This is a genomic window from Pseudomonas sp. LBUM1646, assembly GCF_059716165.1.
In genome coordinates, this window is the sequence record NZ_CP166810.1 from 3,636,950 (window position 1) to 3,652,122 (window position 15,173).

Here is a 15,173-nt window from a genome sequence, read left to right on the forward strand (position 1 = left end):
GAGCTGGTGTAATCGCTTCGCCATCCCGGATTACAACAATAAAAGATTCTGCTGCCCACGCCGCAGAGCGGAGAACACCATGAAGATATTGCCCAACGCGCTGTTTCTGTCCGCCGGTTTTTCCTTCGCCCTGCTCGCCCAGGCCGCCGATACCGTCACGATTGCCACCGTCAACAACAGCGACATGATCCGCATGCAGAAGCTATCGAAAACCTTCGAGGCCGCGCATCCGGACATCAAGCTCAATTGGGTGGTGCTGGAAGAGAATGTCCTGCGCCAGCGCCTGACCACCGACATTGCCACGCAAGGTGGGCAGTTCGACGTGCTGACCATTGGCACTTACGAAACGCCTTTGTGGGCTGCCAAAAACTGGCTGGAGCCAATGAAGGGCCTGCCCGCCGGCTATGACCTCGAGGACATCTTTCCTTCGGTGCGCCAGGGGCTTTCGATCAACGACACCCTCTATGCCCTGCCGTTCTATGGCGAAAGCACCGTCACTTATTACCGTACAGACCTGTTCAAGGACGCCGGGCTGAGCATGCCCGAGCACCCGACCTGGACCCAGCTCGGTGAGTTCGCCGGCAAGCTGCACCATCCTGACAAAGAGCAATACGGCATGTGCCTGCGGGGCAAGGCCGGTTGGGGTGAGAACATCGCGCTGCTGTCGACTATGGCCAACGCCTTCGGTGCGCGTTGGTTCGACGAGAAATGGCAACCGCAACTGACCGGCCCCGAGTGGACCGCAGCGGCCAACTTCTACGTCGATACGCTGAAGCGTTACGGCCCGCCCGGTGTGTCGAGCAATGGCTTCAACGAAACCCTGGCGCTGTTCAACAGCGGCAAGTGCGCGATGTGGGTCGATGCCAGCGTCGCGGGTTCCTTTATCACGGACAAGACCCAGAGCAATGTCGCCGACAAGGTCGGCTTCGTCGCAGCACCGACGCAGGTCACGGACAAAGGTTCGTCCTGGCTCTATGCCTGGTCGCTGGCCATTCCCACCAGTTCCAAACACAAGGACGCCGCCAAGGCCTTTGTGACATGGGCCACCTCCAAGGAATACATCCAGTTGGTTGCGCAGAAGGACGGCATCAGCAACGTGCCACCGGGTACGCGGATGTCCACCTACAGCGACGCCTATTTGCAAGCCGCGCCCTTCGCCAAAGTCACGTTGCAAATGATGCAGAACGCCGACCCGGCGCACCCGTCCATGCAGCCGGTGCCCTACGTCGGCATCCAGTACGTGACCATTCCCGAGTTCCAGGCCATCGGCACGTCGGTCGGCAAGCAATTGTCCGCAGCGCTGACCGGGCAGATGTCGGTGGAGCAGGCTTTGGCCAACGCCCAGCAGAGCACCGAGCGTGAGATGAAGCGCGCCGGTTATCCCAAATAAAGCCATGACATTCAGCATTTACGAACGGATGAAAAAAATGAAACGTCTGGAAGGAAAAAGCACCCTCATTACCGGTTCGGCCAGAGGCATCGGCCGGGCCTTCGCCCAAGCCTATATCCACGAAGGCGCAACCGTCGCGATTGCCGACATCAACCTGGAACGGGCGCAAGCCACGGCGGCCGAGTTGGGTCCGCAGGCCTATGCGGTCGAGATGGACGTTACCCGTCAAGTCTCGATAGACGCGGCCATCGCAACGGTCGTCGAGAAAGTCGGCAAGCTCGATATCCTGATCAACAACGCGGCGCTGTTCGATCTCGCGCCGATCGCGGAGATCTCCCGCGACAGCTACGAACGCCTGTTCTCGATCAACGTGGCCGGCACGCTGTTCACCCTGCAGGCCGCTGCCCGGCAGATGATCGCTCAGGGTCATGGTGGCAAGATCATCAACATGGCCAGTCAGGCGGGGCGCCGGGGGGAAGCGCTGGTCGCAATTTACTGTGCGACCAAGGCGGCGGTGATCAGCCTCACGCAATCGGCCGGTCTTGACCTGATCAAACACAAGATTAATGTGAATGCCATCGCGCCCGGTGTGGTTGACGGCGAGCATTGGGATGGCGTCGATGCGCTGTTCGCCAAGTATGAAAATCGCCCGATCGGGGAAAAGAAAAGACTGGTGGGCCAGGAAGTGCCGCTTGGACGAATGGCGACAGCGGAGGACCTCGTGGGGATGGCGATCTTCCTGGCGTCGGCCGAGAGTGATTACATCGTGGCGCAGACCTATAACGTTGATGGCGGTAATTGGATGAGTTGAAATCAACGGCTCAGCGGGGTCGGGGCAGTGAAAAACCTCCCTTCCCCGCAGAGCGCTCGCTGACTATCGCCCTGACCAGTGAACACTTATCAAAGCATTGCCCCAACCAGGCACCCCTCCTCCTCTGGCACCTCCAGCCCAATAAACCGCCGCACGCGTTCAGCGCCAGGCTCCTCACGGATCGCCTGTGGCGATGCATCCAGCTGCACCCGACCGTTTTCCATGAAGATCACCCGGTCGGAGATCGACAGGGCAAAGTCCATTTCGTGGGTGACAATCAGCAAGGTCATGCCTTCGCGGGCCAGGTTGCCTATGACGGTGAGCACTTCGCCGACCAGCTCCGGGTCCAGCGCCGAAGTGGGTTCGTCGAACAGCAGGATGTCCGGGTCCATGGCCATGGCCCGGGCAATCGCCACCCGCTGTTGCTGGCCGCCGGATAGCTGATGCGGGTATTTGTGGACGTGGGCCAGCAGGCCGACCTTGTCGAGTAGCTGACAGGCCCGTTGTTCGCTCAGCACGCGGCCGCCGCCGTGATAACGCGGGGCCAGGCTGATGTTGTCCAGCAACGTCAAGTGTGGGAACAGGTTGAAGTTCTGGAACACCATACCGATGCGCCTAACACCCTGACGAACCTGACGGCCATCCGGTTTATCCTCGGCATTGATGAAGCCCTCCCCGAACAACAGGATTTCGCCTTGATCGATGCGTTCCAGGCCATTGATGGTACGAATCAACGACGTCTTGCCGGAACCGGACGGACCGATGATCGAGATCACCTGACCACTGTGCACCTTCAAATCAATGCCTTTAAGCACATGATGATCGCCGTAGCGCTTGTGCACGTCCTGCAGTTGCAGGGCCGGCGCCGCGCCTTTGGTGGTGAGGTTGACCTTGCCCGGCGCGACAGGCGCCAGGTTGTCACGCAGCACCTGTACCGACGCGCTCTCCAGGGTTTGTGGTGTGCGCAGGTTCAGATCCAGGTAGCGTTCCAGACGCTGCAAGGCGAAGCCAAACACCGTGACGATCAGCACGTAGTACACGCCGACGGCCGCCAGGGTTTCCATCACCAGGAAGTTCTGTGCATACAGGCGCTGGCCGACCGTCAATAGCTCGGTCAGGGAAATCACCGAGATCAACGAGGTCAGCTTGACCACCGTGATGTATTCGTTGATCAACGTCGGCAGGGAGATGCGAAACGCCTGGGGAATGACGATCAGCCGTTGCAGGCCAAACAGGCCGATCCCCAGGGCACGCCCCGCTTCCTTCTGCCCCTTCGCGACCGAGATCAACCCGCCACGATGGATTTCGGCCATATAGGCGGCTTCAGTGACCACCAGCGCCAACAGGCCGGAATAGAACGGCACCGACAGCACCGGCCCGGCACTGGGCAGCAACTGCGGCAGGTTGTAGATGAAGACCACCAGCACCAGCAGCGGAATGCTGCGAAAGAACCAGATATACAGCGACGCGGGAATACGCAGCCAGGGCAAGCTGGACAGCTTGGCCGATGCCAGGACAAAACCCAGCAACATGCCCAGGAACCAGGCCAGGGTGCTTAGCTCGATGACGGTCAGGCTCGCCGCCCAGAAGTCAGCCATGGAAAACAGCGAAAAAAAGTAAGCCCAATCGAATTGCATAGACACCTCGCGCAAGCAGCGCCCCAAACCGGGGGCGCGGTTTCAGGCATTACTCGGAGACCGGTTCCAGGTCATACGTCTTCAGGATCGCGGCGTACTCGCCGTTGGCCTTGCTCTGGGCCAACGCCTTGACCAGCGACTGATACGTCGCATCGGCGTCTTTCTTGACGTAGATGCCCAAGGTCTGCGGATAAACCAGCTGCTGCGAGCTGACGATGACTCGGCCATTGGTGCGCTCGGCGATCATGTGCGCGGCACCGGCGATTTCCACCTGCGCCTGAATGTTCTTCGACAGCAGCGCCTGCGTGACCTCGGGCGCCGAGGGGTATTCGCTGACCGTGATCGCACCTTTGTTGTTCGGTACGCAGTAGTCCGTGGACAACTGCCGGAACTTGCCGACCCAGGTCGTGCCCTGCTCCAGTCCGACCTTCAGGCCACACAGGTCTTCGGGAACCTTCGGGCTCAACTCACTGCCCTTGGGCACCATGATCGCGGCACCGGTTTTGGCGTAGCCGATGGTCCGTGCCTGGGCCTGGCGCTCAGGGGTGATGTACATGCCGGAAATGATCGCGTCGTAATGCCCGGCGTTGAGACCATTGATCAGATTGGGAAACTTGGTATCGACAAAACTGGCCTTGGCGCCCATCGCCTTGGCCAGGGAGTGGGCCAGCTCGGGGTCGGAGCCGACCACGTTCTTGTTAGCGTCGTACGACTCGAACGGTGGGTAGGTGATTTCCATACCGACCTTCAACACACCGGGGGTCGCCGTGTCGGCAAAAGCGCCACTGGCGCAGAACAGGCCAGCGGCGAACAGACTCAGTCGGGTAGACACGCAGAGGGATTTCATCAGGGAATGCTCCGTTGGTTGTTTTTTAGGAATGAGTGGCGGTGTTCTTCAGCCGACCAAAACTTGATGGCTTGCGGGCGTGGGACGGCAGCTCAAGCTCGCCGTTCTCGACGCGTTTGCGCAGGTACTGGTAGGTCTGCAAGGCTTGACTCCACATGTGCTCGCCAATCGCCAGCGCCTCATAGTCCTGGCCGTCATTGATGAAGGCCGGCAGCGGTTTAATCAGCGTGTGGTAGTCGCAGGCGTAAAACAGCGGGAAGCTGTAGCGCTCCTGCGCCACCTTGCGCACCCGGTGCGCGGTGGCGACAAAGGTCCCGGCGGTCATGACTTCCAGCATGTCGCCGATGTTCACCACGAACGCATCGGGCATGGGCGGTGCGTCGATCCATTGATCCTGATCGTTAAGCACCTCCAGCCCCGGCTGATCGGCGTGCAGGATGGTGAAGCACTCGTAGTCGGTATGCGCGCCGATGCCCGGCGCGTCCACGGCGGTGGCGTCGAAGGGGTAATGGATCAGCCGCAGCTTGGAAGGCGGACGGGTCACCAGCGCATCGAAGTAGCCTTCCTCCAGACCCAGGGCCAGCGCGAAGCCATCAAACAGGCGACGGCCAAGCGCAAACACAGCCTGATAGTAGTTTTGTACAGCGGCCTGAAAACCCGGAACGACGGGCCAGTGATTCGGCCCCAGCAGCGGTGTGCGACTCAGGAACAGCGGATCATCCGCCGGCACTTCGAAGCCAACGTCGAAGGCCTCTTTATGGTCCGGCTTGCCCTTGGAATAGACCTCCTCACCTTCGGGCACAAAGCCCTTGTGGCTTTCCGAGGTGCCGATGTAGTGGCGCATCTTGGCGTCCAGGGGCTGAGCGAAGTAATCCCGGGCCGCCTGGCGCAGCCCCTCGATCAGCGCCGGATCGATGCCGTGCCCGGTGATGTACAGAAAACCCACATCACTGGCGGCACGGCCCAATTGCTCGGCCACGGCCAGGCGGTGCTCCAGTTCGATACTGAACAGCCCGGCAATATTCACCACCGGGATGCTGTTGAAGTTGGCCTGGGTCGGCGACGGATTACTCATGGTGGGCTCCTTCACGGCTAAAACGGTCGAAGTGTTCGCGCTCGGTGCGTGCCATCCACTGATTCAAGTCCCAAAGATCGGCGACCGGCATGTTGGTGAACGGCAAGTGATGCAGGTAACCGTCGGCCCCGAACTCCGGCGTCAGGGTGCTGACGGCGTAGCCGCGCTGAAGCTGAGAGGCCCAGACGGACTCCCAGTGGCGCTGGTGAAACGCGAGTTCACGGGCATATTCCGGGGCGGCGGGATGGGGGACTTGCGGACCCTGGTCATAGCCGACCCGGGCTTGAATGTGATGCACCCGCTCGACGAAGGTCGACAGATCATCGGCCGGGTCGTCCAGCAATCGCTCACAGCACACCACCCAATGGCTGATGTCACTGGTGAAACGCATTCCAGGCAGTTGGCGGATCAGTTCCAGAGTCACCCAGGGGCTGTACAAGGAGCGGGCGCGGTGCGTTTCGAAACTGCAGAACAGCCCATGCTTGGTAGCCAGCTCCATGGCTTGGCCAAAGAACTCGACCTGCAACGCCAGGGGCCAGCGGTCATTGCCCGCGAGCAAATTGACGAAACGGGGTGTCAGCTCCGCGGCCAGTCCCAGCTTGTGATCGATGTCGGCCAGGTGCTGGGCCGGCGTGGCCGCTTGATCGGGCAAGACATCGTAGGCACTGAACAAGGTGCAGATATAGGGGACGTGATTGCTGCGCAGGAACTCGCGGAACTCGCCACGCTTATCGGCCTGCAGCGGCAGACGTGCTTCGAGGCCATCGAAGCCGGCGGCGAGCAATTCATCCAGGGCGGATGTATGACTGGCGGTGGAACCCCACAAGGTACGGAAAATGTCTAGCTTCATGCATTCCTCTCGACTGCTTCGGGCCACCAGCTATTTGGGCTGTTGGCGTTGCTGGGCAGTCGAAAAGGGGGTGCTGCGGGCTGCTGCTCTAATGGCGTCGGTCCCGTGTGGCGGATCCTAAGGCCATGTCGACAGATAATTGAATAGGCTGCAGCAAATAGTTAGTTCAGAAATTCATGAACTAACATGGCCGCGGGCCGAAAACTGCCCGCAGGCCCCATTCGGCTGTTATTGTGCTGCGCTGTAAAAATACGCCGCATGACTTGTGAGGGAATTGACGTTGAGTACTGATGAAAAACTGACCAGGGATCTGTTCGAAGTCGATGATAAACGCCTGGGGCTCAAGCCCGTCGTGGACTTCAACGCCTACCTGCTCGCAGCCTTCGGCGACGGTCAATGCACCTGCATCCGCTGCGTCGACAGTCAAGGTGACGAGAACGGTTACGAGTACCAACACACCTTCAACCTGGACGGGCAAGTGCTCAACCGCCGCTTCGCCTCTACCGCCGGTAGCGATGTGCTGATGGCGCTGAAAAAGGCCTGGCTGTCATATACCAAAGCGGAGCTGGAGGTTTACGGCAGCCTGGCGCTTGCGACCGTCAAGGAGTTTGTCGAGCCGCAACTGCACAAGCGTTTGCAGCCGCTGTTCCTGGCCAGTGGGCTGGTCAAGGACGTGGACGGAAATCTGCAATTACAGCAACAAGTTGCTGGCTGAACGTCACTGCGCCCAAGTTCCACGCCAATAAAAACGCCACTCCATTGAGTGGCGTTTTTATGAGCAGTTTTCCAGCGTACGACTAGAATCCGAGTACGTTGATATTTGCATGATGTCTGTATTTTCAACTTTCAAGGAGCGAAAGAACATTATGCAAATTCGCAGCAGTTACAAATGGGCCGCTTTCTCGGCCATCGCCCTCACCACATTTGCGGCATTGATATTCCTGCTGTTCAAGTCGTACTCCTATGAGACGTCGACGTATTTCGAATCCCGCGACTTCGTTCGTCAATTAAAGCAATTGGATGCCAATTGGGGGGTCAAGATCCTCAGGGCAAAAATTGGCATCAACAGCAGCTTGCTGCTGGGAGCGCCTGCCGAATCCGGTAACCGATGGGACCAACTGGACAAACTGAACAATTCCGGCCCGCTGCCTGCCTTATGGAATGATCGCCGCCAGGGCTACTTGAACGCGGTGAAAAACAAGACACAACTGGTTGATCAATTTAAAGAGCACAACACGGTACTGCGTACTGCCCTTGACGCCCTACCCGATGTCGAGAACAACATTCAACGTTTGTTGAAAGAGATCAACGACAAACAACCGCTTGAATACCTGACCCACTCCGCGAATGTATTAAACCTGACGTTGACCACACTCGAATACGCCCTGTACGCCTCCAATGACAACGCCAGAGAAATCGACAACCAACTGAGCGTACTCAGCCACTACATAAGTCAGCTCCCTCCTGAGCACCGCCAACCGTTCGACACCTTCGTCGCTCATGTGAACTCAATCGTGCGCGAGCAACCCATCGTCAATGACCTGCTCGACCGGATTAATGTGATCCCCGTCGCCCAGCAGCTGGACAGCATCAATGAGTTGCTGAACGAAACCCAACGGCGAACGGAAGCCCAGGACCGCCAATACCATATCTACCTGGCCATTTGCGCCAGCATCCTGGCTTTGTTGTTGGTGTACCTGACCGCGCGTTTGATTCGCAGTTATACCGTGATCAATAAAATCAACGGCGAGCTGCAAACGGCAAACGAGCGGCTTGAGCAACGGGTCGAGGAACGCACGCGAGAATTGATCGAAGCCGAGCGCGAACTAGTGGATGCCGCCCGAATGGCCGGTATGGCAGAGATAGCGACCAACGTGCTGCACAACGTCGGCAATGTGTTGAACAGCGTCAACGTCTCCGCCGATGTGATCGCACGCCGGTTGTCGACCAGCAAAACATTAGGCCTGGGTAAAGCCGTGAAAATGATGAACGATCATCCCGAGGACTTGGGGCAATTCATCACCCACGATGAAAAAGGCAAACTGCTGCCCCTTTACTTCAATCAACTGGTCGATTCCATCGCTGTCGAGCAATCAAGCATCGTCGAAGAGCTGGAGCAACTGACCAAAAGCATCGATCACATCAAGGACATCGTTTCCACTCAGCAGGCCTACGCCGGCGCGGCCCGGGTGGTCGAACCCTTGAACGTCATCAATCTGTTTGAAGATGCGTTGCGCATGAACTCCGGCGCCTTGAGCCGCCACCACGTCACGGTGATCAAGGACTACCAGGAGGTCCCAACCATCATTGGCGACAAACACCGACTGCTGCTGATCCTGATCAACCTGATCAGCAACGCCAAATACGCGATGTCCACGGTCACCGAACTGCAGCGGGAAATGACCTTGAGCGTCAGCGTTACCGATCATTCAACATTGCGTTTCAGCGTCAAGGACCAGGGCGAAGGCATCCTCGCCGAAAACCTGTCCCGTATCTTTAATCACGGTTTCACCACTCGCAAGGAAGGTCATGGTTTTGGCCTGCACAGCTGTGCACTCGCAGCGGTGGAGATGAATGGACACTTGAACGTCCACAGCGACGGGCCGGACCTGGGGGCCGTGTTTACCCTGGAGATTCCACTGGAGTTGGCAGACAATCCGGGCACTGAACAACCGGCGGCGGGAGAGAAAATTAGCCTGCCGGATTGAGCAACTGGCCCAACGGTGCCGAAATCCCAGTCAACGGCAGCCAGCACGGTTGAGTACTCGAAACCTCTGTTTTCAATGTCGACCACAAAAAACGCGCGCAAAAAAAAACGCCACTCAATGAGTGCGCTTTTCTATATTTGGAGCGGGAAACGAGACTCTCATCTAGCGTCCGACCCATTGAAATTTAATGGGGTTTTTTTCTTGCAAAAGCAGGAAAGGACTCAACTCTGGACTTGTTTCCAAGAGGTATCAAGAGCAGAAAATGGAAACCGCGCACTGGATAATCCAGCGTGCCAAGGTCTGGCGTGGAATATCGATACCGTGTCGACTCAATACCGTCTCAAAACGATGCCGCGTCGGTGTAACGGCTTCTTCATCAGCGTCACCGACGAGAGGTATCGGCTCACTTTCGGGTTCATAGAACAGCGTCAGTTGCGGAGTATTGGGCTTGCGACCGAATATACGGTCGCGTAGCAGCTGATCTGTTCTTTCAGATTAACGATGTGAGCCTCGTAGGCCTGCTTGATTTCCTGTTGTTCGCGTCAGCTCGACCAATGTAAGCAATTGGCCGCTATTGCACCTGTGCCGCCCGTAACGGTTGCTGACGATCGGTTTCTTCCTGCAAAAAGCCGATGATGGCCTGCGCGGAGTTCTCGTCGAGGCGCAGGTTGGGCATCGGAATCTTGTCATAGCGCTCAAACAGTTCCATCGCGATCGGGTCCTTTTCGGCGAGCATGCGGTCCGGTTCGCGAATCCAGCGGCTGAGCCAGGCCGGTTCCCGCTGACGGGTCACGCCGATCAAGTCCGGGCCAATGGCACGCATGCCGATGCCTTGGCCGTCTTGCGGCCCGAGGCTGTGGCACGAGGCGCAACGGGTGCGAAACAGTTCTTCGCCGTTGCTCGGCGGGCGGATCTCCGGCGCGTTGGCGTAGCTTTCTTCAATGCTGGGTTGTTTCCAGTTCTGCAAGGTATTGGCCAGTTGATCGGCGAGGATCCACGGGTTCTCGAACGGTGAAGCCTTCATCCAGCGACCACTGGCCTGGTTGCCGACGATCAGGCTCAGGTTGTGGTCCTTGCTGCGGCCGTTGTCGACGCCTTCGATAAACAACCCGAGTTTTTTGCGCAGGTCGGTGACGTCGGCAAACTCGCCGGTGAGGAACTTCCAGCCCGGTCCGACCTTGAAGCGTTGCGCATAGGCCTTCAGCACCTCGGGCGTGTCGCTGAGCGGGTCGATGCTGATCGAGTAGAAGAAGATGTCCTGGCCGACCCGGTCCCCGAGCAGTTGCTGCACCTGGCGCAGACGGGCGGTTTCCAGCGGGCAGGAGTCGCTGCACGTAGTGAAGATAAAGTTGATCACCACTACTTTGCCTTTGATCAGGTCATCGAAAAAACGCACCTGCCGACCGTCCTGATCGGTCAGCAGGGTGTTGGGGAAGTAGTCGCCGCCCCAGGGTGTCGCCGCCTCCGAATCCGGCGCCACCACCTCGCGAGCCACCAGCACCCAGACGCCTAGCAGGCAGGTGACGAGCACCCACATCAGGCGAATGCCCAGGGCGCGGGAGCGCGACGTATGCATTTTCAAGTCGGCTCCCGCGTGGCTCATGGTTTGACCACCGCTTTAAGGCCGGAGCCGTCGCCAGTGCGGAAGGTTGGCAGCGCGGCAGAGTTGACGTAGCGCACGCCATCCCAACTCGGCAGCGGTGTCGGCATCAACTGGAATTGCCCGGGTTTCTCAATGTCCCAGCGCAGCAGCATCGAGTTGTCCTCATGCTGAGTGTTGTGACAGTGCTCCATGTACGTCCCGGCGAACTCGCGGAAGCTGATCGCCATTTCGACGTTGTCCAGGCCATCCTTTTCCGGGCCGATGCGGTACACGTCCTTGCGTGCCCATTTTTCCCATTCCGGTGGCACCTTGCCGCCGCGACTGAGGATGATCCCCTCCTCGAAGTGCACATGCACCGGATGGCTCCAGCCCTCGCCGCCGAGCTTGATGTTCCACACTTCCAGGGTGCCGAAACCGGCGACACCGGCATCGGTGGGGCCACTGGCCAGTTGGGTGGCGGTGTTCAGGCGCCGTGGGTCCATCTGGAAACCGAAACCGCCATCAGTCTTGACCGTCCACGGTGCTTCATCGGTGCCGTCGGAACGGCCGAAGGTGAAGGTGCGGTGGCGGGCTTTGGCCAGCAGCGCCTTGTCGGCGGTGTTGTCGCGGTGAATCTTCAGCGGGATCATCACCAGGCCTTCAGCCTTGCCCGGTTTGGCTGGTTCATAAGCAGCCGGGTCCATGGCCAGGTCCTGGCCGGTGTACGCCTTGACGTTGAATTGCAACACCTTGCCTACCGCCGGATCACCGTCTTCCCACTTCGGCCCCTTGCTGGTTTGCTTGAGGATCGCCCGGTATTTCTCGGACAGCACGTCAGCCAGGGAGGCGGGTTCTTCCGGGCCCTTGCCGTCTTCGTGCACTAGCAGGTTGACGAAGAACAGCTTGTCGCCCGGTTTGATCCCGTTTTTCGAGAAGTTGACGATGATGTCGAAACGCTCGGCGATGCCCATGGTTGGCAGGATCGCGTTGTGGTTCTGTTTATCGCCGTCGGCATCCAGGTCCATGCTGCCGTCGAACGGCACGGTGTGTTCCATGATGTTGCCGTCATTGGCAATCATGTGGAACGGCACGCGGGCAAACGACACTCCCGACCCCGCAGGCCCTTGAAACTCCCCGCTGGTGCCCTTGATCTCGCGCACGAGCGCCAGTTTGAAGTAGCGCGACACTGAGCCGTTGAGCATGCGGAACCGATAGCTGCGGGCGCGCACATCCAGGGTCGGTTTCCACTGCCAGTTGACCAGCACCTGATCACCGAGGAAGCCGTCGGTATTGAACGGGTTAAACCATAGTTGACCGTTCTTATCCCAGGCCTTGTCGGCAAACAGCAGGTTGACGTCGTAGTCGCGATTACCCCAGGGCAAGGCGCTGCCACTGGGAAAACGCAGGTTGACGCCGTCGTTCACCGATTCGTTGCCACGGTCCAGGGCGCTGTAGTAGTTCATCATCGCCGCGTTGCCCTTGTAGACGTTCTGCGCGGTGAAATCGAGCATGTGGTCGTGGAACCAGTGGGTGCTCATGGTTTCGCGCCAGTCGCCACGGATCTTGATGGTGCCGTGGTCGCAGGTCTTGCGGCTGGGAGTGAGGTCGTTGGTCCACAAGGTTTCGCCCGGCGCGCACGGAAACGCTGCACGCGGGTCTTCAGCCTTGGTGTTGATGCTGTCGTAACCGGCCAACTGGATCGGCCAGCGATAGTCATAAAATTGCCCGGGGAAGAAAAACGCATTGGCATAACCGTCGCTTTCCGCCGGGGCGTGACCGTTGTGTTCGTGGGTGGTGATGGTGTGCAAACCAAACCCCATGTTAGCCGACGGGTCGATCGGCAAGCCGTTGTAATGGCGCATCAACACGGGTTGACCGTAACGCACCATCAACAGTTTGGGCGGCAAGGTGCCGTCGAAGGTCCACACCGAGTTGTGGTTCTGCACCGGCATTTTCGGGTGGAAACGCGGAGTGACGCCCTTGGCGGTGCCATCGGTCGCCGGTACGCCAGCCACGTTGTGATAGAGGCCGCCGGGGCCAAACTCGCCCAAGGCATAGCCGTGCATCTGACGACTATCACGCCCACCGGTATTCAACCGTGCGCCGGTTTGCACGGTCTTGTAGGCCACTTGCGGGTAGAACTCGTTCCAGCGCTGGTGCGACCAGCCTTTCCCTGGCGGACGGCCTTCAGCCGACGAACCGATACGGCGGTTGAGGAAAAATTCGATCTGCTTCTGCCACGGGTTACGGTCGACCACGTTGGAGTACTGGCTCGGGAACGGGGTCAAGCCCGGTTGACGCATGAAAGCGTCGAGCGCTGCACTCGACGGGGCGCTACGAGCGGCGCTGGTGGGATCTTGTTGCGGCAGCGGGCCAATGGCGGCCGGTGGAAACGGCAATGGCGCCGCCGGTGTGGCGGGGTCGAGTTTTTCCGGGCCGAATTCTTCGAACAGCACCAGTTGCTGAGTGAACGGCAGAGCCCCGTACAGTGGGCTGGGTTTTCCGTTAGTAGGGTAATTGAAACTGGTCTGCACCGCCGGCGGCAGGATGTTTTCCTGGCGTGTGGTGCTTTTGCTGCCTTTGACGCCAGCCGGCAAGTCGAAGGAATCGAGGTTAGCCGGGGGCATGGTCAAAATGGCGTTCAAGGCTCCTGCTTTGTCAGCCGGTTCATCGTGGTAAGCCGAGGGGTCGGAAGGTTCTGGCTGTCGCTCGTCATCGATGGGGCTGGCACGCAGAGTCGCCGTGCCCAGCGTCATTGTCAGAAGAACGCTCAGAGGCGTCAGGAGGCCGAACCATTTGAAGGGGTACCGCGCTTTTCTGTCCATCACCAGCCGCCTCGAAGTTGTGAAAGGGGGTAATGGGGCCAGTGCAAGGATCTCGCCAGAAATGACAGTTTTTAAAGAAGTATTAATACTCAAAAAAACAATGGCTTATAAACATCAAGATGCCATTACTGGGGCATGACACCCGCTAACGGGGAAAGTTCACCCCCATTATCAGGGGACCCGTTTGAGCAACAGATAATTCACAGATCGCAGATGACTGAGTACCGCCTCTATTCGTTTGTACTTCGCTGGCGGAAGTAGCTCAGTCGATAGGTTTGTTCATCACGATTTTCAGGATCTGTTCATTTAACTGCAGTTCCTTTTTCAGTGTCCGCACCATCGATATCAGCGGGTCGCGAAAGATGAAAACATGTGTCCCGGCCAAAAACGGACAGAGCACTTCAGAACCGGCCGCCATACCAACTTAAGCTAGCTGTGATATTGCAATACCCACGGTGAGCGGAATCCCCCATAAATGGGCTGTATTACCCGCGTCCTATATCAACTTTTTTTGCTGGCGAATTGGCCACGCAAGCAGGCCGCGTTGTCGGCGAGAAGTTTCAGGCTATCAAGTTTTTTGGCATAGAGAATGCTGTGCGTTAACTAACGCCTTCAAGGGCACTCCCTATACATGCAAACGATGCCTGCCCCCCCCTGCACCGAGGATCAGGCGCGCATTTCCAGCCCTTTTGAGGAGACACTTTCATGCAAGCCGAGCCGCTAATCCTCACGCTGGCACTCATGCTTTTCATTTTTTCGATAGGCGCAGCCTGGAGTCTTATATGCCTGTTAAGCAGTTAAGAGTCAGCGGGAAGCATTCATCAGATTTGGATTACAAGATGGTGGGTGTGTCGAAAAACGATTAACAGAAACAGGGTAAGCAGGCCGAGGACAAGTCCACGACTAGTACCCGGTTTTACCTGGCACAAGGTGACTTTATTCGCAGGCAGCGCTATTGAGTTGCACGACAGTAATTCGCTGATACCCCGCCGAAGGCCGCATTTCGCCCACTTGCATCGCTGCCTGCTGCTCTAGATCCAACACCTGATACTTCCAGAGCGTTGACGATCCTTCTCGGCAATAGGTAAACGCATCGGGATTTGAAGCGGCGATAATACACGCGTCGTGGATGCCCAGTTTTTGCAGCGTTTTAGTTGCTGATCGGGTGAAGTCCAGGTCGAAGACCGGAATAATCCCGGTAGCAGAAGCGGCGAGCGAAACCAACAGGCTGCTCATGGCGCAGGTCGTTAAAATGTTCAAGGCCGGGCTCCCCTTTTTCCATTATCTGGTCAAATGTTGATCGAGCGTTTCCCACGAACCGACATTCCGATCTGACAGGGTGGTACACGCATTTTCGGCCGAACGAACAACCAGGCTCTTTAAAAACTGGAGGGCATCCATTGCCCTCCCCTTTGCTATCCACGCTCCCTGCGACAGTACCGATCAGG

The 15,173-nt window shown here is 58.2% G+C and carries 11 protein-coding genes; 4 read left to right on the forward strand and 7 right to left on the reverse strand.

Translation table 11 applies throughout. The annotated features are described in order from the left end of the window. The first annotated feature begins 79 nt into the window (after positions 1-79). Positions 80-1,390, forward strand: a complete 1,311-nt coding sequence (locus tag ACA071_RS16775) for an ABC transporter substrate-binding protein (protein ID WP_497640182.1) — start codon at positions 80-82, stop codon at positions 1,388-1,390. A gap of 37 nt (positions 1,391-1,427) precedes the next feature. Further along, on the forward strand, positions 1,428-2,201 hold the full coding sequence (locus tag ACA071_RS16780) for an L-iditol 2-dehydrogenase (protein WP_497640183.1): 774 nt from the start codon (positions 1,428-1,430) through the stop codon (positions 2,199-2,201). Positions 2,202-2,290: 89 nt separating this feature from the next. On the opposite strand, the gene ACA071_RS16785 is transcribed toward ACA071_RS16780, so the two are convergent. Genes ACA071_RS16785 through ACA071_RS16800 form a run of 4 tightly spaced genes read right to left on the reverse strand, consistent with a single transcriptional unit; the run spans position 2,291 to position 6,610 of the window. Further along, entirely contained in the window at positions 2,291-3,838 is a 1,548-nt protein-coding gene (locus ACA071_RS16785) for an amino acid ABC transporter permease/ATP-binding protein (RefSeq protein ID WP_497640184.1), read from the reverse strand. A gap of 49 nt (positions 3,839-3,887) precedes the next feature. Then, positions 3,888-4,685 (reverse strand): transporter substrate-binding domain-containing protein, encoded by a 798-nt coding sequence (locus ACA071_RS16790; protein ID WP_497640185.1) that lies wholly within the window; start codon positions 4,683-4,685, stop codon positions 3,888-3,890. 25 nt (positions 4,686-4,710) lie between these two features. Then, positions 4,711-5,760, reverse strand: a complete 1,050-nt coding sequence (locus ACA071_RS16795; RefSeq protein WP_497640186.1) for an isopenicillin N synthase family dioxygenase — start codon at positions 5,758-5,760, stop codon at positions 4,711-4,713. Then, on the reverse strand, positions 5,753-6,610 hold the full coding sequence (locus ACA071_RS16800; protein ID WP_497640187.1) for a sugar phosphate isomerase/epimerase family protein: 858 nt from the start codon (positions 6,608-6,610) through the stop codon (positions 5,753-5,755). The genes ACA071_RS16795 and ACA071_RS16800 overlap by 8 nt, the downstream gene beginning before the upstream one ends. 280 nt (positions 6,611-6,890) lie before the next feature. Here ACA071_RS16800 and ACA071_RS16805 point away from each other — a divergent pair, with 280 nt between their 5' ends. Next, positions 6,891-7,325, forward strand: a complete 435-nt coding sequence (locus ACA071_RS16805) for a hypothetical protein (protein ID WP_497640188.1) — start codon at positions 6,891-6,893, stop codon at positions 7,323-7,325. Positions 7,326-7,476: 151 nt separating this feature from the next. Beyond that, positions 7,477-9,318: a DAHL domain-containing sensor histidine kinase gene (locus tag ACA071_RS16810; protein ID WP_497640189.1), complete on the forward strand. Its 1,842-nt coding sequence runs from the start codon at positions 7,477-7,479 to the stop codon at positions 9,316-9,318. 571 nt (positions 9,319-9,889) lie between these two features. Here the strand turns inward: ACA071_RS16810 and ACA071_RS16815 are convergent. The 3 genes from ACA071_RS16815 to ACA071_RS16825 form a co-directional block, all read right to left on the reverse strand. Then, on the reverse strand, positions 9,890-10,921 hold the full coding sequence (locus ACA071_RS16815; protein ID WP_497640190.1) for an SCO family protein: 1,032 nt from the start codon (positions 10,919-10,921) through the stop codon (positions 9,890-9,892). Further along, positions 10,918-13,725 (reverse strand): multicopper oxidase domain-containing protein, encoded by a 2,808-nt coding sequence (locus ACA071_RS16820; RefSeq protein ID WP_497640191.1) that lies wholly within the window; start codon positions 13,723-13,725, stop codon positions 10,918-10,920. Before ACA071_RS16820 ends, ACA071_RS16815 begins: the two co-directional genes overlap by 4 nt. Before the next feature lie 936 nt (positions 13,726-14,661). Next, positions 14,662-14,985 carry a hypothetical protein gene (locus tag ACA071_RS16825; protein WP_497640192.1) on the reverse strand — a complete coding sequence of 108 codons (324 nt, stop codon included), beginning with the start codon at positions 14,983-14,985 and terminating at the stop codon, positions 14,662-14,664. Positions 14,986-15,173: the final 188 nt, after the last annotated feature.

Excerpts from the sequence above, each read along its gene's own strand:
- ACA071_RS16775 (WP_497640182.1), top strand. The coding sequence starts at position 80 with ATGAAGATATTGCCCAACGCGCTGTTTCTGTCCGCCGGTTTTTCCTTC.
- ACA071_RS16780 (WP_497640183.1), top strand. The coding sequence starts at position 1,428 with ATGAAACGTCTGGAAGGAAAAAGCACCCTCATTACCGGTTCGGCCAGA.
- ACA071_RS16785 (WP_497640184.1), bottom strand. The coding sequence starts at position 3,838 with ATGCAATTCGATTGGGCTTACTTTTTTTCGCTGTTTTCCATGGCTGAC.
- ACA071_RS16790 (WP_497640185.1), bottom strand. The coding sequence starts at position 4,685 with ATGAAATCCCTCTGCGTGTCTACCCGACTGAGTCTGTTCGCCGCTGGC.
- ACA071_RS16795 (WP_497640186.1), bottom strand. The coding sequence starts at position 5,760 with ATGAGTAATCCGTCGCCGACCCAGGCCAACTTCAACAGCATCCCGGTG.
- ACA071_RS16800 (WP_497640187.1), bottom strand. The coding sequence starts at position 6,610 with ATGAAGCTAGACATTTTCCGTACCTTGTGGGGTTCCACCGCCAGTCAT.
- ACA071_RS16810 (WP_497640189.1), top strand. The coding sequence starts at position 7,477 with ATGCAAATTCGCAGCAGTTACAAATGGGCCGCTTTCTCGGCCATCGCC.
- ACA071_RS16815 (WP_497640190.1), bottom strand. The coding sequence starts at position 10,921 with ATGAGCCACGCGGGAGCCGACTTGAAAATGCATACGTCGCGCTCCCGC.
- ACA071_RS16820 (WP_497640191.1), bottom strand. The coding sequence starts at position 13,725 with ATGGACAGAAAAGCGCGGTACCCCTTCAAATGGTTCGGCCTCCTGACG.